This is a genomic window from uncultured Bradyrhizobium sp., from assembly GCF_964252615.1.
GTDB lineage: Bacteria > Pseudomonadota > Alphaproteobacteria > Rhizobiales > Xanthobacteraceae > Bradyrhizobium.
This window is the reverse complement of the sequence record NZ_CAXUNQ010000011.1, coordinates 85,683-105,706: the sequence shown is the minus strand read 5'-3', so window position 1 is coordinate 105,706 and position 20,024 is coordinate 85,683. Positions and strand designations below refer to the sequence as shown.

19 protein-coding genes and 1 pseudogene are annotated in these 20,024 nt (G+C 63.7%); 5 read left to right on the top strand and 15 right to left on the bottom strand.

Going from position 1 to position 20,024, the window contains the following annotated elements; translation table 11 throughout:
- A pseudogene (locus ACFE72_RS09160) lies at positions 1-291 on the bottom strand (ABC transporter); the annotation flags it as partial.
- 162 nt (positions 292-453) lie between these two features.
- Between ACFE72_RS09160 and rpmE the strand changes: the two are divergent.
- Positions 454-681, top strand: coding sequence for a 50S ribosomal protein L31 (gene rpmE / locus ACFE72_RS09155; protein WP_375412767.1), 228 nt, complete (start codon positions 454-456; stop codon positions 679-681).
- Positions 682-761: 80 nt separating this feature from the next.
- Here rpmE and ACFE72_RS09150 read toward each other — a convergent pair whose 3' ends face one another.
- From ACFE72_RS09150 to ACFE72_RS09140, 3 genes are all read right to left on the bottom strand, one after another.
- Positions 762-1,595 carry an EamA family transporter gene (locus tag ACFE72_RS09150; RefSeq protein ID WP_375412766.1) on the bottom strand — a complete coding sequence of 278 codons (834 nt, stop codon included), beginning with the start codon at positions 1,593-1,595 and terminating at the stop codon, positions 762-764.
- A 181-nt stretch (positions 1,596-1,776) separates the two neighbouring features.
- Complete coding sequence (locus ACFE72_RS09145; RefSeq protein WP_375412765.1) at positions 1,777-2,286, bottom strand: DUF1465 family protein; 510 nt, start codon at positions 2,284-2,286, stop codon at positions 1,777-1,779.
- Between the two features lie 429 nt (positions 2,287-2,715).
- Positions 2,716-2,907 (bottom strand): DUF1192 domain-containing protein, encoded by a 192-nt coding sequence (locus ACFE72_RS09140; RefSeq protein WP_375412764.1) that lies wholly within the window; start codon positions 2,905-2,907, stop codon positions 2,716-2,718.
- Between the two features lie 77 nt (positions 2,908-2,984).
- Between ACFE72_RS09140 and ACFE72_RS09135 the strand changes: the two genes are divergently transcribed.
- Both ACFE72_RS09135 and ACFE72_RS09130 read left to right on the top strand, forming a co-directional pair.
- Positions 2,985-3,983, top strand: coding sequence for an NAD(P)H-quinone oxidoreductase (locus tag ACFE72_RS09135; protein WP_375412763.1), 999 nt, complete (start codon positions 2,985-2,987; stop codon positions 3,981-3,983).
- A 117-nt stretch (positions 3,984-4,100) separates the two neighbouring features.
- Positions 4,101-6,974, top strand: a complete 2,874-nt coding sequence (locus ACFE72_RS09130) for an EAL domain-containing protein (RefSeq protein WP_375412762.1) — start codon at positions 4,101-4,103, stop codon at positions 6,972-6,974.
- Positions 6,975-7,131: 157 nt separating this feature from the next.
- Here ACFE72_RS09130 and ACFE72_RS09125 read toward each other — a convergent pair whose 3' ends face one another.
- Positions 7,132-7,782: a YqgE/AlgH family protein gene (locus ACFE72_RS09125; RefSeq protein WP_375412761.1), complete on the bottom strand. Its 651-nt coding sequence runs from the start codon at positions 7,780-7,782 to the stop codon at positions 7,132-7,134.
- Positions 7,783-7,913: 131 nt separating this feature from the next.
- Between ACFE72_RS09125 and ACFE72_RS09120 the strand changes: the two genes are divergently transcribed.
- Together ACFE72_RS09120 and ACFE72_RS09115 are read left to right on the top strand one after the other, a co-directional pair.
- Positions 7,914-8,750, top strand: coding sequence for a protein-disulfide reductase DsbD domain-containing protein (locus tag ACFE72_RS09120; protein WP_375412760.1), 837 nt, complete (start codon positions 7,914-7,916; stop codon positions 8,748-8,750).
- Between the two features lie 192 nt (positions 8,751-8,942).
- On the top strand, positions 8,943-10,331 hold the full coding sequence (locus tag ACFE72_RS09115) for a lipopolysaccharide biosynthesis protein (RefSeq protein WP_375412759.1): 1,389 nt from the start codon (positions 8,943-8,945) through the stop codon (positions 10,329-10,331).
- Between the two features lie 68 nt (positions 10,332-10,399).
- Here ACFE72_RS09115 and ACFE72_RS09110 read toward each other — a convergent pair whose 3' ends face one another.
- The 10 genes from ACFE72_RS09110 to ACFE72_RS09065 all read right to left on the bottom strand — a co-directional run bounded on the left by ACFE72_RS09110 (position 10,400) and on the right by ACFE72_RS09065 (position 20,024).
- A complete protein-coding gene (locus ACFE72_RS09110; RefSeq protein ID WP_375412758.1) occupies positions 10,400-11,188 on the bottom strand; it encodes a 3-hydroxybutyrate dehydrogenase in 789 nt (262 codons plus the stop codon).
- Between the two features lie 18 nt (positions 11,189-11,206).
- Complete coding sequence (locus ACFE72_RS09105; RefSeq protein WP_375412757.1) at positions 11,207-12,361, bottom strand: patatin-like phospholipase family protein; 1,155 nt, start codon at positions 12,359-12,361, stop codon at positions 11,207-11,209.
- 71 nt (positions 12,362-12,432) lie between these two features.
- A complete protein-coding gene (locus ACFE72_RS09100; RefSeq protein ID WP_375412756.1) occupies positions 12,433-12,936 on the bottom strand; it encodes a CAP domain-containing protein in 504 nt (167 codons plus the stop codon).
- 180 nt (positions 12,937-13,116) lie between these two features.
- Positions 13,117-14,157: a sulfate/molybdate ABC transporter ATP-binding protein gene (locus tag ACFE72_RS09095; protein ID WP_375412755.1), complete on the bottom strand. Its 1,041-nt coding sequence runs from the start codon at positions 14,155-14,157 to the stop codon at positions 13,117-13,119.
- Positions 14,150-15,013, bottom strand: a complete 864-nt coding sequence (gene cysW, locus ACFE72_RS09090) for a sulfate ABC transporter permease subunit CysW (protein WP_375412754.1) — start codon at positions 15,011-15,013, stop codon at positions 14,150-14,152. Before cysW ends, ACFE72_RS09095 begins: the two co-directional genes overlap by 8 nt.
- A 148-nt stretch (positions 15,014-15,161) precedes the next feature.
- Complete coding sequence (gene cysT, locus ACFE72_RS09085; RefSeq protein ID WP_375412771.1) at positions 15,162-15,968, bottom strand: sulfate ABC transporter permease subunit CysT; 807 nt, start codon at positions 15,966-15,968, stop codon at positions 15,162-15,164.
- A gap of 56 nt (positions 15,969-16,024) precedes the next feature.
- Entirely contained in the window at positions 16,025-17,014 is a 990-nt protein-coding gene (locus ACFE72_RS09080; RefSeq protein ID WP_375412753.1) for a sulfate ABC transporter substrate-binding protein, read from the bottom strand.
- A gap of 115 nt (positions 17,015-17,129) precedes the next feature.
- Positions 17,130-17,870 carry a phosphoadenylyl-sulfate reductase gene (locus ACFE72_RS09075; protein WP_375412752.1) on the bottom strand — a complete coding sequence of 247 codons (741 nt, stop codon included), beginning with the start codon at positions 17,868-17,870 and terminating at the stop codon, positions 17,130-17,132.
- Positions 17,867-18,382, bottom strand: a complete 516-nt coding sequence (locus ACFE72_RS09070) for a DUF934 domain-containing protein (RefSeq protein ID WP_375412751.1) — start codon at positions 18,380-18,382, stop codon at positions 17,867-17,869. The genes ACFE72_RS09075 and ACFE72_RS09070 overlap by 4 nt, the downstream gene beginning before the upstream one ends.
- On the bottom strand, positions 18,369-20,024 hold the full coding sequence (locus ACFE72_RS09065; protein WP_375412750.1) for a nitrite/sulfite reductase: 1,656 nt from the start codon (positions 20,022-20,024) through the stop codon (positions 18,369-18,371). Before ACFE72_RS09065 ends, ACFE72_RS09070 begins: the two co-directional genes overlap by 14 nt.

Here is a 20,024-nt window from a genome sequence, read left to right as displayed (position 1 = left end):
GATCATGGCAATGCCTTCGGGGCTGAACCCGAAGTCGATCATGCGCCGCACCGCGACCGGCACCAGCAGCGTGGTCAGCGCCGCGACGGTCAGCGCGATCAGCGCAAGAAACGCGCGGCCGCGATAGCGCGCCACATACGGCGCCAGCGCCAGCAGCGGACGCAGTTTCGCGCGGCTTTGGCCCGGCGCCCGCGTCAAGCCCGCTTCGACGGAGGACGGCTCGGCCGCCGGGTTTTCCGGCATTCCGAGAGTGTTGATCGGCGCATTTTCAAGCTGTTCGGCCGCACGCATGAATCTGGATCATCCGATTTATAACGCTTCCAGATAGGCCCCGCAGGCCGTGCTGGCAAATGCCGTCCGGACCTTGTTTTGGCAGCCCGCTTACGTTATAGAGCGGCCAAATCCGTCCATTGCCATTGAGTTTGCGGGCGCCGGCGCGCCGAAGGATACGCCATGAAAGCCGAAATTCACCCGAATTATCATACCATTACGGTCGTGATGACCGACGGCACCGAATACCAGACGCGCTCGACCTGGGGCAAGGAAGGCGACAAGCTCAACCTCGACATCGACTCCAAGTCGCACCCGGCCTGGACCGGCGGCGCCCAGCAGATGCTCGACCGCGGCGGCCGCGTCTCCCGATTCCAGAAGAAGTTTTCCGGGTTTTTGAAGAAGGAGTGAGCACGCCGTCATTGCGAGCGAAGCAATCCGGAAACCAGCGGTCTGCATGGTTTCGTCCGCTTCGCTCCTCGCAATGACGGTTAATGCCACCCCACCACTACCGCGCCCGCCGCGATGATGCAGCACGCGACGATGCGCTGCGCCGTGAGCCGCTCGCCGAGAAACGCAGCCCCGAGCAACGCCGCAAATACCACGCTGGTTTCGCGCAGCGCCGACACCGCGCCCATCGGGCTTGCCTGCATCGCCCAGATGATGGCGCCGTAGGCCAGGATCGAGATCACGCCGCCGCCGACGGCCTTGGCCACTTCGGTGGCGGGGGCCTTGAAAAACCCCGCTCCGGATCGCGCCAGGAACCACAGCGGCATCGCGATGAAGAACGCGAACACCGCCGCGGTATAGCCGGCCCAATTGCCGGATGCCCGCACGCCGATGCCGTCGACGACGGTGTAGGCCGCGATGCTGACGCCGGTCGCCAGCGCCCAGGGCAAGTTCATGTGGCGCAATCGCCCCTTTGCCGCCGCGAGCATGAAGATGCCGCCGCAGACGAGGCCGATGCCGACGATGCCGATCAGGTTCATCCACTCGCCGGCGAACAAGCTGCCGCCGAGCGCGACCAGCGCCGGGGACGATCCGCGCGCCACCGGGTAGGTTTCGCCGAGGTCGCCGCTGCGATAGGTCACCAGCAGCAGCGCCACGTAAATCCAGTGCAGCACGCCCGATGCGACCACATAGATCCAGCTTGCCGCGGCCGGAAGTCCGGCGATCGCGAGCAGGACCAGGCCGGCGATGCCGAGCGTCGCATTCATCATCGCCATCGACCGCGCGCGATCGAGCCCGCCGCGCAGCAGCGCATTCCAGCTCGCATGCAGGAGCGCGGCGAGCAGGACCATGGCGATGGAGAAGGGAGAGAGCAAAACTACCTCGTCGTCACAGCATCACCACCTGTCGTCCCTGCGAAGGCGGGGACCCATAACCCCTGGCCTTCGTTGTGAGCACGTTGCTTCAACGAGGATACTGGCGTCATCCAGAACATGGATGATACGGAGTATGGGGCCCCGCCTGCGCGGGGACGACGCCGAGTTTGTCGAACAATGACTACCGCTCGAACGCGGCCTTGAGACGGTTGAGCTGGGGCACCAGCGGATTGCCGATCGCGGCGCGTTCCGTCGCCGGCGCGTGGATGGTGGTGTCGAGGCGGCGGACTTTCGCCTGCAGCGTCATGGAGCGGGCGATCAGGTGCTGCAATTGCTGGGGCAGTTTCCCGACCGTGTCGGCGGCGCCGGGATCTGCGGCGGAAAGCTTGACCTTGGTCTTTTCGCGATTGGCCTGGGTCAGCGTCATTTCGCCTTCCTTGACCGCACGGTGCAGCAGCAGCCATGACGCGAGCTGCATCAGCCGCGTGGTCAGCCGCATGCTTTCGGTGGCGTAGGTCAAACTGACGGCGCGGTCGAGCGCCTTGGCTTCGGTGCGGCCGATGCCGTCGAGATAGGCCGCGGTTTCCTCGACCAGATCCATGCCGTCGCGGAACAGCGTGCCAAAGGCCGCGGAATTGGTCAGCCGTTCGCTGAACTGCACGAGACCGCTTTCGCTTGCACGATCCGACATGGTTAACGCCTCACGCCACTGTTTACGCGGCCGGTTTGGGTCGCCGGCTTATGATGAACAAATCATTGCGCGCCGGGCGCTGAGAGTCGAGTCACAACGCCTAATATGGTTTCCAGCCTTCGTTGTTCCGCAGCGCGCTCTCCGGCGCGAACCCGCCGACGTCCCATTGCGCGGCAAAGCCGGCGCAAAAAAAGAGCCGCCGTTTCCGGCGGCTTTTGAAGTTGATAACAGGGAGGCGTCAAACAGAGTGACAGGAGCCACTCGGTGTCCAAACCAGGACAATGCTGGTAATACGCGAGAAAGCTTAATCAATCGTAAACGAACGAATTTGTTTAAGCGCGGTTTGCCATGTCGGCCATTGGCCGAGCAGGAGACGGCCAACCTCTCCGCCATCTTCCCCGCAGGCGGGCACGGTGCGGTGTCTGGTTCTCAGGATTTGAAAAACCGGTCCGCCGCATCCTTGGACGAGCGCTTTTTCGCCGTCGCTTCCTTCAACCGCTCGATCTCGGAGGTGAGCAGCGCGATGCGCTCGGCGAGCTCCTCGACGGAGAGCAGATACAGATCCTGCCCGATCTCGTGAGTGATTTTCTTTCGCGGTTTGTCGTCATCCTCGGTGGCCATGTGTCTTGCTCCAAGACGTTAGTCTGGCTAATCAGGTCGGGCTTCAAGACATTTTCGCGCTTTTGTCAGGAAAAATCATGGAAAAGCTGCCCGCGCAAATGACCGTCGTCGCCATCAGCAAACCCGGCGGTCCGGAGGTGCTGGTGCCCGAAACCCGCGCGGTACCGGTGCCCGGGCGAGACCAGATCCTGATCCGGGTTCATGCAGCCGGCGTCAACCGTCCCGATGTGGCACAGCGCTCCGGCGCCTATCCGCCGCCGCCCGGCGCCAGCGATTTGCCCGGCCTCGAAATATCCGGCGAGGTCGTGGCGCTCGGCGAAGGTGCTGCCAAACACAAGCTCGGCGACCGGGTGATGTCGCTGGTGGCCGGCGGCGGCTACGCGCAATATTGCATCGCGCAGGATGCCCAGGCCATCGCGGTGCCGGCGACGCTGTCGATGCCGGAGGCCGGCGCCACGCCGGAAACGCTGATGACGGTGTGGCACAATGTGTTCGAGCGCGGCGGGCTTGCCCCGGGTGAGACGCTGCTGATCCATGGCGGCTCGTCGGGCATCGGCACCATGGCGATCCAGCTCGCAAAGGCGTTCGGCTCGAACGTGATCGTCACCGTCGGCTCCCAGGACAAGGCCGAGGCGTGCGTGAAGCTCGGCGCCGACCGCGCCATCAACTACAAGACCGCGGACTTCGTCGCCGAGGTGAAGACGGCGACATCGGGGGCCGGCGCCAATGTCATCCTCGACATGGTCGGCGGCGATTACATCGAGCGCAATTACGAGGCGGCGGCGATCGACGGACGGGTGGTGCAGATCGCGTTCCTCGGCGGCCCCAAGGCCACCGTCAATTTTGCCAAGCTGATGGTGAAACGCCTGCATCACACCGGCTCCACGCTGCGTCCGCGCAGCAATGCCGACAAGGCGGCGATGGTCGCCGCCATCGAAGCCAGGGTGATGCCGCTGATATGCGAGGGCCGCGTAAAGCCGTTGATGGACAGTACATTTCCGCTGCACCAGGCGTGCGACGCGCACCGGCGCATGGAAAGCAGCGAACATATTGGCAAAATTGTGTTGACGGTCTAACGGCACCGACACGATCCGCAACCGGAAACCCTTTGATTTTCCTCGCATTCATGTCATTTATCGCGCAACGCCGGACCGCCTTGCCGGTTCGGCGGCGTTGATCGGGGAGAACTGACTTTGCGTCTGATCAGGTGCCTTGCGCCGCTCGCGCTGGGCCTCATGATGTTTGCGGCGCCGCCGGCGCGCGCCATCGACGCCGTCAGCGTCCGCAGCGACGCGCCTGCCATCGATCTCACCGCGGTGCTCGATCATCAGCGCAACGACACCGACCGTATCCAGGTTTCGACGGCGCCCGGCACCGACGGCATTGTCCGCCGCATCGAAGTGCGGGCGCGCGAGGGCGGACAGAACTGGGTGGTGTTCGCGCTCGCCAACAACACCGACGATCAGCTCGATCGCCTGATCGTTGCCCCGCATTATCGCATCGTCTCGTCCGGCCTGCTGTGGCCCGATCTCGGACTGTCGCGCATCGCCACCATCACCCCGTCGACCGGCGATCGTCCGGAGAAGCAGGACAGCCCGACCGCCGACGTGTTCCGGATCACGCTCGATCCCGGCGCGGTCGTCACCTACGTCGTGGAGTTGCGCACCGACAAGCTGCCGCAGCTCTATCTGTGGGAGCCCGAAGCCTACAAGGACAAGGTCAACTCCTTCACGCTCTATCAGGGCATCGTGATCGGCATTTCCGGCCTTTTGGCGCTGGTGCTGACCATCCTGTTCGTGGTCAAGGGCAGCATCATGTTTCCCGCCGCCGCCGCGTTGGCATGGGCGGTGCTGGTCTATATCGGCGTCGATTTCGGCTTCTGGGGCAAGGTGCTCGACATGTCGAACAATGCCGAGCGGGTCTGGCGCGCGGCCGGCGAGGCGATTCTGGCCGCGACGCTGCTGGTATTCCTGTTCGCCTATCTCAATTTGAGCCGCTGGCACGTGCGCTATTCCCACATCACCGTGGGCTGGCTCGCGTTCCTGGCGTCGCTGGTGGCGCTGGCGCTGTTCGACCCGGCGGTTGCGTCCGGCATTGCGCGGATATCGCTGGTGCTGATCGCGGTCGCCGGTTTTGCGCTGATCGTCTACCTTTCCACCCACGGTTTCGATCGAGCGGTGCTGCTGATCCCGACCTGGTTCCTGCTGGTGGTCTGGGTCGTCGCCGCCGGCATGACGGTGGCGGGCAGCGTCACCAACGATATCGTCGGCCCCGCATTGCTCGGCGGGCTGGTGCTGATCGTGATGCTGATCGGATTCACGGTGATGCAGCACGCCTTCGCCGGCGGCGGCATGACCACCGGCATCGTCTCCGATATCGAACGCCGCGCGCTGGCGCTGACCGGCTCCGGCGATTTGGTCTGGGACTGGGACGTCGCTGCGGACAAGGTCTTCACCAGCCCCGAAACCGAGGCATTGCTCGGCCTGAAACGCGGCACGCTGGAAGGCCCGGCGGCGAAATGGCTGGAGGTATTGCACCCGCTCGATCAGGACCGCTTTCGCGCGGCGCTCGATAGCGTGCTGGATCAGCGCCGCGGCCGGCTGGTGCAGGATTTTCGCTTACGCACGCCGGACGGTCATTTCATGTGGTTCGCGCTGAAGGCTCGCCCCGTGGTCGGCTCCGACGGCGAAGTATCGCGCGTGGTCGGTACGCTAACCGACGTCACCGAAGCCAAGAACGCCGAGGAGCGGCTGCTGCACGATTCGGTGCATGACAATCTCACCGGGCTGCCGAACCGGAAACTGTTCATCGACCGCCTCGGCGCGGTGGCGAATTTCGCGAAAACCATGCCGAGCCTGAGGCCGACCTTGATGGTGATCGACCTCGACCGCTTCAAGCAGGTCAACGATTCCGTCGGCATCTCGGTCGGCGATTCCATCCTGCTGACTTTGGCGCGGCGGCTGACCCGCATCCTCAAACCGCAGGATACGCTGGCGCGGCTGGCCGGCGACCAGTTCGGCCTGATCCTGATGTCGGAGCAGGATCAGGCCAAGATCACCGCCTTTGCCGAAACCATCCGCAAGACCATCCGCGCCCCGATCGCCTTCAACGACCGCGAGATTTTCCTTACCGCCTCGATCGGACTTGCGCTCTCTGACCCGCAGACGCAGCTATCCGAGGAGATCATCAAGGACGCCGAGCTTGCGATGTATCATTCCAAGCGCATCGGCGGCGATCGCATCGACGTCTACAAGCCGGCGATGCGCGCGCGCAAGACCGACCGGCTGACGCTGGAATCCGAGCTTCGCCGCGCCATCGAGCGCGAGGAAATCACCATTTTGTACCAGCCGATCGTGCGGCTGGAGGATCGCTCCATCGCCGGCTTCGAGGCGCTGGCGCGCTGGGATCATCCGAAGCTCGGACGCATGGCGCCGCAGGAATTCATCACCATCGCCGAGGAAATCGGGCTGATCGTCGACCTCGGCATGTTCGTGATGGACCAGACCGCGCGGCAGCTTTCCATCTGGCAGCGCGCGATGCGCTCGCGCGAGCCGATCTTCGCCAGCGTCAACGTCTCGTCGCGGCAGTTGCTGCGGCACGATCTGATCCACGACATCCGCACCGTGCTGTCGCGCTCCTCGGTGGCGCGCGGCACGCTGAAGCTGGAATTGACCGAATCGCTGGTGATGGAAAATCCGGAGCATGCCGCGCAGATGCTGCACCGGATCCGCGAACTCGGCACCGGATTGTCGCTGGATGATTTCGGCACCGGGCACTCGTCGCTTGCCTACCTGCAGCGCTTTCCGTTCGACACCATCAAGATCGACCAGTCCTTCGTGCGCACCACCAGCCGCGGCACGCGGCCGGTGATCCTCAAATCGATCATCGCACTCGCCCACGACCTCGGCATGGACGTGGTCGCCGAAGGCGCCGAGACCGATTCGGATGCGGTGGAGCTGTACCAGTTGGGCTGCGAATACGCGCAAGGTTTCGCGTTCGGCGAGCCGATGGACGCCGACGCCGCGATGCGGCTCTTGACCGAAGAGCGGCTGGAAGCGGCGAGCTGACACACGCGACAAGCTTTTGGCTGTCGTCCCCGCGCAGGCGGGCCCCATAGCCACAGGATTTTCGATTTAAACGGAAGATGGGTGAGACCATCTCACCGATCACCGACTACGGTGGTTATGGGTCCCCGCCTTCGAGCGGGGACGACACCAACATTGTTTAAGCGTGCCCTGCTTCGTTCGACAGCATGCCGGGATCGATGCCGATCTTGCGCAGCGCGCGGAGGTATTTTTCCTCGATGTCGCGGCCGAAAATCAGGTCCGGGTCGGCGTCGCAATGCAGCCAGCCATTATGCTGAATTTCGGTTTCAAGCTGTCCCGGCGCCCAGCCGGCGTAGCCGAGCGCCAGGATCGCGTGCTTCGGACCCGCGCCCTTGGCGATCGCCTTCAAAATATCGACGGTCGCCGTCAGGCAGATCTGGTCGTCGATCGGCAGCGTCGCGTCCTGAATGAAGAAGTCGCTGGAGTGCAGCACGAAGCCGCGGCCGGTATCCATGGGGCCGCCGCGCAAGACCTTCATGCTGCCGGCGTTTTCCGGCAGCCTGATCTGATCGGCCTTCTGGATGATGTCGAGCTGCACCAGCAATTCCGGAAAATCGATGCTGCCCGCCGGGCGGTTGACGACGATGCCCATGGCGCCTTCGGACGAATGCGCGCAGAGATAGATCACCGAATGCGCAAAGCGCGGATCTTCCATCACCGGCATCGCGATCAGCATCTGGCCGTCAAGATAACCGCGGCCGGACTCGTCCTTATCCGCATCGGCGGTCTTGCGTCGGCCGCCAAGCGGCCGTTTGCGTGTCGGGTCCATCAGCGCGAGACTCTCATGGTGGCGCTTATCCTGATATCGGGTGGCCGTGCTGTCAATCAAGTCGCGCCGGACCGGAACGGATCACAAGCATTTCAATGGTTTGCCGATACGCTTGGCTGTAGATACGTTTGATGACGGTCATGGTTCCCACTCGCGCCGCGTTCGGTTTCGCCGCCATCATTGCGTCCTGCGCCACGCTGCCGGTGCTGGCGCAGGATTCCTCGCCCTGGCTCAAGGACGGCCACTCCGCGGTCCGGCTGCTGGCGGGATCGCGCAGCGGCGCGGTGCTGATGGGCGGCATCGCGTTCCAGCTGCAGCCGGGCTGGCATACCTATTGGCGAAATCCCGGCGATTCCGGCGTGCCGCCGCGATTCGACTTTGCCAAGTCGGACAATGTGGAGGCCGTGACCATTTTGTGGCCGGCGCCGATGAAATTTGCAGACGGCGCCGGCGGCACCTCGCTGGGCTATCAGAGGCAGGTGGTGCTGCCGCTGCGGATCGTCGCAAAAAACGCCGACAGGCCGGTGACGCTGCGCGCCGAGATCAGTTACGCGGTATGCGAAAAAATCTGCATCCCGGTCGAGGCCCGCGCCGAACTCGCCTTCACCAGCGTGGCCAGCACCGAGGACCAGGCGCTGTTCGCGGCGCTCGACAGCGTGCCGAAACCGGCCACGATCGGCGATCCCAACCCGATCACCATCCGGGACGTCAAGCGCGACGGCAATACCGGGATGGTCGTCGAGGTCGCCGCACCCGACGGCAGCGACGTCAATCTGTTCGTCGAAGGCCCGACCCCGGACTGGGCGCTGCCGGTGCCGAAATTGCTCGACCATGGACCGCCGGGAATCAAGCGCTTCGCATTCGATCTCGAAGGCCTGCCACCGGGCGCCAGCCCCGACGGCGCCGCGCTGAAGCTGACGCTGGTCGGCGCCGACCGGTCCTACGAGTTCAATGTGAATTTGAATTGACCCGAAGGGTCATTCCGGGACACGCGTCTTCGCGTGGACTCGGAATCCCTAACCACGATTGGGATTATGGATTCCGGGCCCGCGCCAAGAGGCGCATCCCGGAATGACGAAAGTTGAGCCCAACCGAATCTTAACGAATCGTTGATATTCCGAAATCATCGCCGCGCCTGATGCGGCAATGAGGATTTCTCCGTGGCCGTGACCGACGCGCAATCCACCCCACACAATGCGGGCGCTGTTGCGCGGCTGCGCGCGATGTTCGGCCGTGTCGTTGGCGGCTCCGGCGACGCCTCGCTGACCAAACGCCTTGCCGGCACCATCTTCATGATCCGTATCGTCAGCGCCGCGCTGGCGTATCTGTCGCAGATCCTGCTGGCGCGGTGGATGGGCGGCGCCGATTACGGCGTCTATGTCTATGTCTGGACCTGGGTGCTGCTGCTCGGCAGTATGATGGATTTCGGCATCTCGGTATCGGCGCAAAAACTCATTCCCGAATATCGCGCCAGCGGCAGCCATCATCTGCTGCGCGGCTTCCTGACCGGCAGCCGCTGGATGACATTCGTCGTGTCGTCGGTGGTTTCGGCGCTGCTCGCCTTCGTCGTCAAACTGCTGTCGCCCTGGATCGAAACCGGCGCCGTGGTGCCGCTGATGATCGGCTGCGCAACGCTGCCGGCCTTCGTCGTCGCCAACACCCAGGACGGTATCTCGCGCGCGCATGACTGGATGCGGCTCGGGCTGATGCCGCAATTCGTGGTGCGGCAGTCGCTGATCATCGGTTTTACCGCAGGGTCCTTCGCGCTCGGCTTCCATCTCGACGCCTCCGCCGCGATGCTGGCAAGTGCGGCGGCGGTGTGGATCGCCATGGCCGGCCAGATGATCGCGCTCAATCGCCGCCTCGGCGAGACCATCGAAGCCGGCCCGAAATCCTACGACTTCCGCGGCTGGCTCGCGGTGTCGCTGCCGATCCTGATGGTCGAAGGCTTCTATCTGCTGCTGTCCTACACCGACGTATTGCTGCTGCAGCAGTTCCGTTCCTCCGAGGAGGTCGGGGTTTACTTCGCAGTGGTGAAGACGCTGGCGCTGGTGTCGTTCATTCACTACGCGATGTCGGCGACCACCGCACACCGCTTTGCCGAATATCATGCCGCCGGCGACAAGGCGCGGCTTGCGGCCTATGTCGCGCACGCGATCCAATGGACATTCTGGCCGTCGGTGGCCGCGACCGCGGTTCTGCTGGCATTCGCCAAGCCCCTGCTGTGGCTGTTCGGGCCGCAATTCGTCGTGGGTACCGACATCATGTTCATCGCCGCCATCGGTCTCGTGGTGCGCTCGGCGATCGGGCCGGTGGAACGCCTGCTCAACATGCTCGGCCACCAGCACGTCTGCGCGCTGGCCTACGCGTCGGCCTTCGTCGTCAATGTGGTGTTGTGCGTGATCTTGATTCCGCGGTTCGGCGGCCATGGCGCCGCAGCCGCGACCTCGATGGCGCTGGCGTTCGAAACCGCGCTGCTGTTCTGGATCGTGCGACGGCGGCTCGGCCTGCACGTGCTGGCGTTCGGGAAAAACCGTAAGGCGGGTTAGCGACCCCATCCCCGGTGGCGCGACGAGCGAGGGCGGAAGCGCTTCGCTCATCCCGCCCTGCGCGCTGCCTACCCCGCGGTCCAGCCGCCGTCGATCGACAGGTTGGCGCCGGTGATCTGGGCGGCGTCGTCGCCGCATAAAAACAGCGCCAGCGCCGCCACCTGCTCGGGGGTGACGAACTGTTTGGTCGGCTGGGCTTCCAGCAGCACGTCGTGGATCACCTGCTCCTTGGTCAGGTTGCGCGCCTTCATGGTGTCGGGAATCTGCTTCTCGACCAGCGGCGTCCAGACATAGCCCGGCGAAATGCAGTTGCAGGTGATCTTGAAGGTCGCAAGCTCCAGCGCCACGGTCTTGCTCAGCCCGGCGATGCCGTGCTTGGCGGAGATATAGGCGGACTTGAACGGCGAGGCGACCAGCGAATGCGCGGACGCGGTATTGATGATGCGGCCCCAGCCGCGCTTCTTCATGCCCGGCACGGCGGCGCGGATGCCGTGAAATGCCGACGACAGGTTGATGGCGATGATCGCGTCCCACTTCTCGACCGGGAATTCCTCGATCGGGGCGACGAACTGGATGCCGGCATTGTTGACCAGCACATCGACCGATCCGAACGTGCTTTCGCCAAGCGCCACCATGGCGGCGATTTCCGCGGGCTTTGTCATGTCGGCCGGTGAGTGGACCGCCTTGACCTTGAAGTCGGATTCGATCGCCGCGCGCTCTTTCTCGATGTCGGCGGGCGCGCCCATGCCGTTGAGCACGATATTGGCGCCGGCGCCGGCGAACGCGCGTGCATAAGCGAGGCCGATGCCGCTGGTCGATCCTGTCACTACCGCGGTCTTGCCTGTCAATATACCCATCTATCAGCTCCTGCTCTGCTATGCCCGCTTCAGGGGGTCTTTGTCGTCTTGCGTCAATACGTACACCGCCATCGGTTCGTCGTTCTGCGGCAAGCGAAGCCAGTCCTGGTCGCGCATGGCGCGCTCGATATCGCGCCGGCCGGCGCGGCGGTGCTCGGCAACCGCCAGCGGTGAAAAATTGTAATCGCGCGAAGCAACCTCGGGCAGCGCACTGTGGTAGGTCAGATGGACCACCGTGACCATGCCTTCCGACGGGGCGACCGGACTTTCAGTTCCGGCAACGCTGCGGCCGGACGGAGGAAGCTGCCCGGCGTTGTAGAGAGTCCTGTTCTTTTTGGTATTGATCTCGGTCCGGCTGGCGAAGCGAATGTCCTTTTCGCGTTCGGCGATCTCGCCCAGCGAGGTCGGCAGGACGCCGGCGGCGCTGAACAGGTCGAGCTGGAAGACCAGAAGGTTGTCCTGTCCCTTGTGTTTCAGCACGTGGTCGAGCGGCGTATTGGAGATCAGGCCGCCGTCCCAGAAATAATCATCGCCGATCCGCACCGCGGGAAATCCCGGCGGCAGTGCTGCCGAGGCCATGATATGTTCGGGACCGATGACGGTGGGCATGTCGCCTTTGTTGTCGAAATACATCTGCGCGCCGGTCGCGACGTTGACCGCGCCGACGCTGATCCGCACCCCCTCCTTGCTGTTGATGAGGTCGAAATCGACCATTTCCTTCAGCGTCTCGCGCAACGGCTCGGTGTCGTAGAAACTCAAAGCCGTCAGATCGTCCGCGGACTGAAAGGGCAGCGGCGGAAACCGCGGCTTGAAAAAACCGGGTACGCCGGCCAGCATGATGACGCCGGCGTTCCATTCAGTCACCGCCGTGCGCGAACCTTCGCCCGAGAGCCATGGAACTGCGGGCCAAGTCGCCTGCGACGACATCCGGTCCCAGAACGCGCTCAGCCGCTGGTGGCGGTTTTCGGGCGTGTTGCCGGCGATCAGTGCGGCATTGATCGCCCCGATCGAAATGCCGGCGACCCATTGCGGCGCAAAGTTGCATTCGCACAGCGCCTCGAACGCGCCGACCTGATAGGAGCCAAGCGCGCCGCCGCCCTGAAGCACCAGAACGGGACAGGCATCGGCCGGCATGCCGGCGTCGGGCTGGACCCGGATCGTCTCATCGGTCATCGGTTATACCGCAGTGCAAAACAGCAACGTGACGGCAGATGCCGTCGCCGTCAACCGATGAAGTTGGACAGTCAGCGCTGCTCGGTCGATGCCATGATCAGCGTCCAGAATACCTTGTATTTGGTATTCGGCGCATAGCTCGCCGCGATGCCTAGTTTCGTGACCCCGTTTTTCAGCATATTGGCCCGGTGCGGCGGGGAATCCCGCCAGCCGGAAAAAGCTTCAGCCAGCGTGTGATAGCCCGCGGATACGTTTTCCACCGCCAGGGTGGCCGGATATCCCCCCGCGTTCAGGCGCTTTGCCAGCGGTCCCTTCACGTCGTGGTCGAGCTTATTACGGCTTGCCATCGCCTGCGACTGCGATTCCGCGAGCTTCATCAGCGCCGGATCGACCGCCACGCCGCCGAGGCCGTTGTTCTGCCGGTACAGCGAGATCATCGACGCCGCGGCTTGCGGATCGAGCGTGGCGCCGCCGTTGGCCATGCTCAGATACATGGTCGGCTGCTCGACGACGGGAGCCTCCGCGGCGCACCCGCCAAGCGCCAACAGCCCGAGAATGGCAATCGCCCGTGTCATTAAAATCCCCCAGATCGGCTGCAGTTGTTGCATGCCAACCATGGCTGAATGGTGAACGGACGGCAGAATGGTTATTTCGTCATCGCCGGGCTCGTCCCGGCCATCCGCGTCTTGCTCTGTTGACAGGGGGTGGACGTGGATGCCCGGCACCGGGCCGGCATGACGAGGACCGGCCTGGTCCTAGGCCGCGAAAATCCGGTACCGTCTCGGATGCAAGCCGATCATGTCGCCCGTCCGCAGTTTGCGGTCGCGCGGCGCGTCGATCTCGATCAGCGTGGCGCCGTTGCCGGACGAAAGTGCGACTTCGGCGCGCTGGGTTGGGCCGAACGTGCGCACCCGGCGCACCGCGCCCTCCAGCACGCCGCTGCCGACCGGCCCGATCTGCATGTCATGGCGGCGCACGAACAGGTTGGACGGCCCGCATTTGGCGCCGTCGGAGGCGATGTTGAGCACCTTGCCATCGAGCCGCACGTGGCCTTCGTCCACCTGCACCGGCAGCACGATGGACTCGCCGATGAAGCCATGCACGAAGGCGGTCGCCGGCTGGTCGTAGACCTCCCCGGGCGTGCCGATCTGCTCGATGCGGCCCTTGTCCATCACCACCACGCGGTTGGCGACTTCCAGCGCCTCTTCCTGGTCGTGGGTAACGAAGATCGAGGTGACGTTGATCTCCTCGTGCAGCGTGCGCAGCCACTGCCGCAGTTCCTTGCGGACCTTGGCGTCGAGGGCGCCGAACGGCTCGTCCAGCAGCAGGATGCGCGGCTCGATCGCCAGCGCCCGTGCCAGCGCGATACGCTGGCGCTGGCCGCCGGACAACTGGCTGGGATAGCGATTGGAGAGCCAGTCGAGCTGCACGAGGTCGAGCAGCTCCGTTACCCGCGCACGAATGCCGGCCTCGTCCTTGCGAATGGCGCGGGGCTGCACGCGCAGTCCGAACGCGACGTTCTCGAACACCGTCATGTGCCGGAACAGCGCGTAGTGCTGGAATACGAAGCCGACATGGCGCTCGCTGGCGCCTTGCGCCAACGCGTCTTCGCCGTCGAACGAAACCGCGCCGGAATCCGGCCAGTCCAGGCCCGCGATGATGCGCAGCAGCGTGGTCTTGCCCGAGCCCGACGGCCCCAGCAGCGCCAGCAGCTCGCCATTGCCGACCTTGAGGTCGACGTCGTCGAGCGCTGCAAACGCGCCGAACTTTTTTACGATGTTGCGAACTTCAATCACCGACGAGTTCCTGGTCCAGGTGCCGTTCGAGAATCGCTTTCATGACCAGCGTGATCAGCGCCAGCATCGCAAGCAGCGAGGCGATCGCGAATGATGAAACGAATTGGTATTCGTTATAGAGAATTTCAACCAGCAGGGGCATGGTGTTGGTTTCACCGCGAATGTGCCCGGATACCACCGACACCGCGCCGAATTCGCCCATCGCGCGTGCGTTACATAATAACACGCCATACAATACGCCCCATTTGATATTGGGCAAAGTGACGCGGAAGAAGGTCTGCAGGCCGGAGGCGCCGAGCGATATCGCGGCTTCCTCCTCCAACGTACCTTGTTCATGCATCAGCGGAATCAGCGCCCGCGCCACGAACGGAAAGGTCACGAAGGTGGTCGCCAATGCGATGCCGGGCACCGCGAACAGCACCTGCATGTCGTGCGCCTGCATCCACGGTCCCCAATATCCCTGCGCGCCGAACAGCAGCACGAAGACCAGGCCGGAAATCACCGGGCTTACGGAAAACGGCAAGTCGATCAGCGAGATCAAGAACGTCTTGCCGGCGAATTCGAACTTGGTGATGGCCCAGGCGGCGATGACCCCGAATACCAGGTTGAGGCTGACGGAAATCGCAGCAACCAGCAGCGTCAGCTGGATGGCCGACAGCGCCTCGGGATCGGCGAGCGCCGAAAAATAGGCGCCTATTCCCTTGGAGAACGCCTGCGCGAACACTACCACCAGCGGCAGCACCACGAACACGGTAAGGAAGGTTATCGCGATGGCGATGAGGGTGAAGCGAACGAGCCGGGGCTCGGTGCGGGTGTCGGCTCGGGCGGGCAATGACAGGGGTTGGACCTCGGTCATACCGCTCTACCTTCGTCATTCCGGGACGCGTCACCTGGCGCAGGCCCGGAATCCATCCGCACGAGGGCGGTTATGAATTCCGGGCTCGGTCGCCGCGCGCCTGAGCCGGAATGACGGTCCTTATGTTTGGTGCGCATCCTCAAAATTCTCAATGCGCCGGAATGCGCGTCTGCGCCCAGCGCTGGATTCGGTTGACGGCGAAAATGATCAGGAAGGCGGCGACCAGCATGACAACGGCAATCGCGGTGGCATCGGCATAGCGGAATTCCGACAGCCGGATCACGATCAGCAGCGGCGCGATCTCGGACACATTCGGCAGATTGCCGGCAATGAAGATGACCGAGCCGTATTCGCCGACCGCCCGTGCGAACGCCAGCGCGAAGCCGGTCAGCATCGCCGGTATCAGGCTGGGCAGGATCACTTTTGAAACCGTGTGCCAGCGGTTGGCGCCGAGGCTGGCGGCGGCTTCCTCGATCTCGGCGTCGAGGTCGATCAGTACCGGCTGCACCGTGCGCACCACGAATGGAATGCCGATGAAAATCATCGCGATGAAGATTCCGACCGGCGTGAACGCCACCTTGATGCCGAGTTCGGCCAATGGCGCGCCGAGCCAGCCTTTCTGGGCAAATAGCGATGTCAGCGCGACCCCGGCGACCGCGGTCGGCAGCGCGAAGGGGATATCGACGATGGCGTCGAACAACCGGCGCGCCGGAAACCGGTAGCGCACCAGCGCCCAGACGATGATCATCCCCATCGCCAGATTGACGAGCGCGGCGGCAAACGCGAGGCCGAACGACAGCTTCAATGCGTTAAGGGTGCGACGGCTGGTGACGATGACCCAGAACTGGTCAAGGCTCAGCTCGAACGTTTTGAGGAATAGCCCGGCGAGCGGGATCAGGACGATGATCGACAGCCACGTCAGGGTCAGTCCCATGGTGAGACCGAATCCCGGCAAGGTGCTGCGTCGTCCCGGCGCTGCGCTCACAATGCCCCCTGAAAACCCTGGTCGGATCAGTTCTTGTAAATCTGGTCGAAAACGCCGCCTTCGCCGAAGTGCTCCTTCTGCGCCTTGGTCCAGCCGCCGAACGCGTCGTCGATCGTGAACAGTTCCACCTTGGCGAAGGACGCCTCGTATTCCCTGGCGATCTCCGGATCGCGCGGACGATAGGAATTGCGTGCGGCAATTTCCTGACCTTCCTTTGTATACCAGTACTTCAGATAGGCTTCCGCAACTTCGCGCGTGCCCTTTTTATCCGCAACCGCATCGACCACGGCAATCGGGGGCTCCGCCAGAATCGAGAGCGGCGGCGACACGATCTCGAACTTGTCCTTGCCGAATTCGCGCTGCGCGAGAAACGCCTCGTTCTCCCATGCCAGCAGCACGTCGCCGACGCCGCGCTCCACAAAGGTCACGGTCGAGCCGCGCGCGCCGGTGTCGAGCACCGGCACATTCTGGTAAAGATCGGCTACGAATTTCTTGGCCTTGTCCGCGGAGCCGAATTTCTTTTGCGCATAGCCCCAGGCGGCGAGATAATTCCAGCGCGCGCCTCCGGAGGTTTTGGGATTCGGCGTGATCACGCTGACGCCCGGCTTGACCAGATCGTCCCAATCCCTGATGCTTTTCGGATTACCCTTGCGCACCAGGAAAACGATGGTCGACGTATAGGGCGAGGCATTAAGCGGCAGGCGCTTTTGCCAGTCGGCAGGCAGCAGGCCCTTGCCCGCAATGGCATCGATATCATAGGCGAGCGCCAGGGTGACGATATCGGCCTTGAGGCCGTCGATCACCGCGCGCGCCTGCGAGCCGGAGCCGCCATGCGATTGTTTGATTTCGACGCTCTTGCCGGTTTGCTTTTGATAGGCGGCGCTGAACGCCTTGTTGAAATCGACATACAGCTCGCGGGTCGGATCGTAAGATACGTTGAGCAGCGATATATCGGCGGCATAAGCCGCGCCGGCCCAGACCAGGGCGGCAACGACGACAAGAATACGGCGGATCATCCTGATCTCCATCGGCTCGATGAAAGCATCGTCTGCGCGTCCATAACTCGGGACAAACCGGCCCCAAGTCAACGAAACCACGTTTCCTTGTTTGCAACGCGGCAGAATCAATATCCTATGAAATCTTCATCGTATGGATGCCGCATTCCGTCTTCGATCTCCCGCGCCAGCGGCCGGCGCGGGCGTCTTCGTCCAGCTCGGTCCGGCTGGTACATGGCATGCATCCGACCGACAGATATCGTGACGCCGTAAGCGGATGCGGCGGCAGTTTTGCGTCCGCATAAATCGCCGCGACGTGCTCGCGGGAGATGTTCGCGAACGGATTGAATTTCAAGCGTATGCCGTCTTCCTCGACAACGGCAATCGCCGCGCGGGCGCGGCCCTGAAAGCGCTTGCGCCCGTTGATCCACGCATCGAACGGCGCCAGCGCGCGCGCCAGCGGCTCGACCTTTCTGATCCGGCAGCACGCGTCCGGATCGGAGAACCACAGGTCGCGATCGGGATCGGCGTGATCGAGCGTTGCATCCGACGGCTTGATGGAACGGACATCGCGCAGCCCCAGCGCCGCGATCAGCGCGTCGCGATAGGCCAGCGTTTCCGCAAACAGCCAGCCGGTATCGAGAAAGATCACCGGGATAGCCGGATCGACATCGGCCACCACCTTCAGCAGTGCTGCGGATTCGGTTCCGAACGAAGACACCAGGGCAAGACGGTCGCGGCCGACCGCGCGCAACGCCGCCGCGACGATTTGCTGCGGCGCCGCGTCGCGCAGCAGGCGATCAAGCGCCTCGGCCGACGGAAATTCATCGGCCGGCGGCGTCCGCTCCGCTGCCGTTCGATGGGCGAGCGTGCTCACTGGCTGGCGCTTTCCGAATGACGCTGCTGCATCCGCCGGTGCAGCGCGGTGGCGCGGCCGTCGCCGGTGGGCTGATAAAACACCGAGTAGCGCTTTATCGTACTGGCGAAGGCCTCCGCATCGCCGTCTTTTTTCACCTCGAGCGCATCGAAGCCGGCGCGCAGCATGAACACGAATTGATCGCGCAACACCTGCCCGGTCGCGCGCAGTTCGCCGCGATAGTCGTGCCGCTCGCGCAGCAGCCGCGCCTGGCTGTAGGCCCGGCCATCCCGGAAGGTCGGGAACACCAGCGCCACCATTGCAAGCCGGCCGAGGTACGGCACGAGCTCGTCGACGTCCCGATTGTTCGGCCAGATCACTCCGAGCTTGCCGAGCCGCCGCGACAGTATTCCGGCGTCGGCAAGCAACCGCGCCGCGGAAATCAATACCGGGCCATCGCCGGGAATCTCGGCGGCGTCGTCGACATGGACGAACGCGTCACGGGTGATTTTTCCGTGTTTAACGAGTGGCATAGACGCGCTCCCTGAATGGTTCGACGCCGAGCCGCTTGACGGCGTCGACGAACAATTCGTCGGGCCACGCGCGCAGCGCCAGATAAGCTTCAACGATATCCTCGACCACGTCGGCGACCTCGGCATATGGCACCGACGGTCCGATCAAGGTGCCGACCTCGGCATGCTCGTCGGCGCGGCCGCCGATGGTGATCTGGTAGAATTCCTCGCCGTTCTTCTCGACGCCGAGAATGCCGATATGGCCGACGTGATGATGCCCGCAGGCATTGATGCAGCCGGAAATGTTGACGTGCAGCCTTCCGATCAGGTTGGCGACGTCGTGATTGGCGAAACGGCGGGTCAATTCCTGCGCGATCGGAATCGAGCGCGCGTTGGCCAGCGAGCAGTAATCCAGTCCCGGACAGGCGATGATGTCGGTGACCAGATTGACGTTCGGCGTCGCAACGCCGATTTTATCAAGCGCGCGCCACAGCGCCGGCAGATGGCGCTTGGCGACATGGGGCAGCGCCAGGTTCTGCTCATGGCCGACGCGGATTTCGCCGAACGAGTACTTGTCGGCGAGATCGGCGATCGCATCCATCTGGTCCGCGGTGGCGTCGCCGGGCGGCCCGCCGACGGGTTTCAGGGACAAGGTGACGATCGCGTAGCCCGGCACCTTGTGGGGCGCTACCGAATTCTTGCGCCACGCCTCGAACTGGGGATCATGCGCGGCTTTCTTCAGCTCGTCCGGCATGTGCGCAAGTTTTTCGTAGGCCGGATAGGAAAAGCGCGAGCGGATGTCCTCGACCACGGCCTCGTCCAGCGTCAGCGCGCTGTCGCCCATTTGCCGCCACTCGTCCTCGACCTCCTGGGCGAATTTTTCAATGCCGAGTTCGTGCACCAGGATCTTGATGCGCGCCTTGTAGATATTGTCGCGGCGGCCGTACTGGTTGTAGACGCGCAGGATCGCCTCGACGTAGCTCAACAGATCGCGCCCGGCCACAAACGGTCTGATGGTCTTGCCGATGAACGGCGTACGGCCGAGCCCGCCGCCGACCAGCACCTCAAAGCCGGTCTCGCCGGCGCCGTTCTTGTGCAGCCGCAGCCCGATGTCGTGCACCTTGATCGCGGCGCGATCATGCGCGGACGCCGTGATCGCGAATTTGAACTTGCGCGGCAGGAACGAGAATTCCGGGTGCAGCGTTGTGTACTGCCGCAGCAATTCGGACCAGATGCGCGGATCCTCGACCTCACCGGGGGCGACGCCGGCCCATTGATCCGAGGTGACGTTGCGGGTGTTGTTGCCTGAAGTCTGCATGGCGTGGATGCCGACCTCGGCGAGATCGGCCAGCGCATCCGGCAGATCGGCCAATTTGATCCAGTTGAACTGGATGTTCTGCCGCGTGGTGAAATGGCCGTAGCCGCGATCGTAGCGCCGCGCCACATGCGCCAGCCGGTGCAATTGCTTCGACGACAGCGTGCCGTAGGGGATCGCCACCCGGAACATGTAGGCGTGCAGTTGCAGATAGACGCCGTTCTGCAGCCGCAGCATCTTGAACTCGTCTTCGGTGAGTTCGCCGGACAACCGGCGTTTCACCTGATCGCGGAATTCGCAGACGCGCTCGTTGATCAGCGTGCGGTCGAGTTCGTCGTAAGCATACAT

Excerpts from the sequence above, each read along its gene's own strand:
- rpmE (WP_375412767.1), top strand. The coding sequence starts at position 454 with ATGAAAGCCGAAATTCACCCGAATTATCATACCATTACGGTCGTGATG.
- ACFE72_RS09145 (WP_375412765.1), bottom strand. The coding sequence starts at position 2,286 with ATGTCGGATCGTGCAAGCGAAAGCGGTCTCGTGCAGTTCAGCGAACGG.
- ACFE72_RS09140 (WP_375412764.1), bottom strand. The coding sequence starts at position 2,907 with ATGGCCACCGAGGATGACGACAAACCGCGAAAGAAAATCACTCACGAG.
- ACFE72_RS09135 (WP_375412763.1), top strand. The coding sequence starts at position 2,985 with ATGGAAAAGCTGCCCGCGCAAATGACCGTCGTCGCCATCAGCAAACCC.
- ACFE72_RS09125 (WP_375412761.1), bottom strand. The coding sequence starts at position 7,782 with ATGGACCCGACACGCAAACGGCCGCTTGGCGGCCGACGCAAGACCGCC.
- ACFE72_RS09120 (WP_375412760.1), top strand. The coding sequence starts at position 7,914 with ATGACGGTCATGGTTCCCACTCGCGCCGCGTTCGGTTTCGCCGCCATC.
- ACFE72_RS09110 (WP_375412758.1), bottom strand. The coding sequence starts at position 11,188 with ATGGGTATATTGACAGGCAAGACCGCGGTAGTGACAGGATCGACCAGC.
- ACFE72_RS09105 (WP_375412757.1), bottom strand. The coding sequence starts at position 12,361 with ATGACCGATGAGACGATCCGGGTCCAGCCCGACGCCGGCATGCCGGCC.
- ACFE72_RS09100 (WP_375412756.1), bottom strand. The coding sequence starts at position 12,936 with ATGACACGGGCGATTGCCATTCTCGGGCTGTTGGCGCTTGGCGGGTGC.
- cysW (WP_375412754.1), bottom strand. The coding sequence starts at position 15,013 with ATGACCGAGGTCCAACCCCTGTCATTGCCCGCCCGAGCCGACACCCGC.
- ACFE72_RS09080 (WP_375412753.1), bottom strand. The coding sequence starts at position 17,014 with ATGATCCGCCGTATTCTTGTCGTCGTTGCCGCCCTGGTCTGGGCCGGC.
- ACFE72_RS09070 (WP_375412751.1), bottom strand. The coding sequence starts at position 18,382 with ATGCCACTCGTTAAACACGGAAAAATCACCCGTGACGCGTTCGTCCAT.
- ACFE72_RS09065 (WP_375412750.1), bottom strand. The coding sequence starts at position 20,024 with ATGTATGCTTACGACGAACTCGACCGCACGCTGATCAACGAGCGCGTC.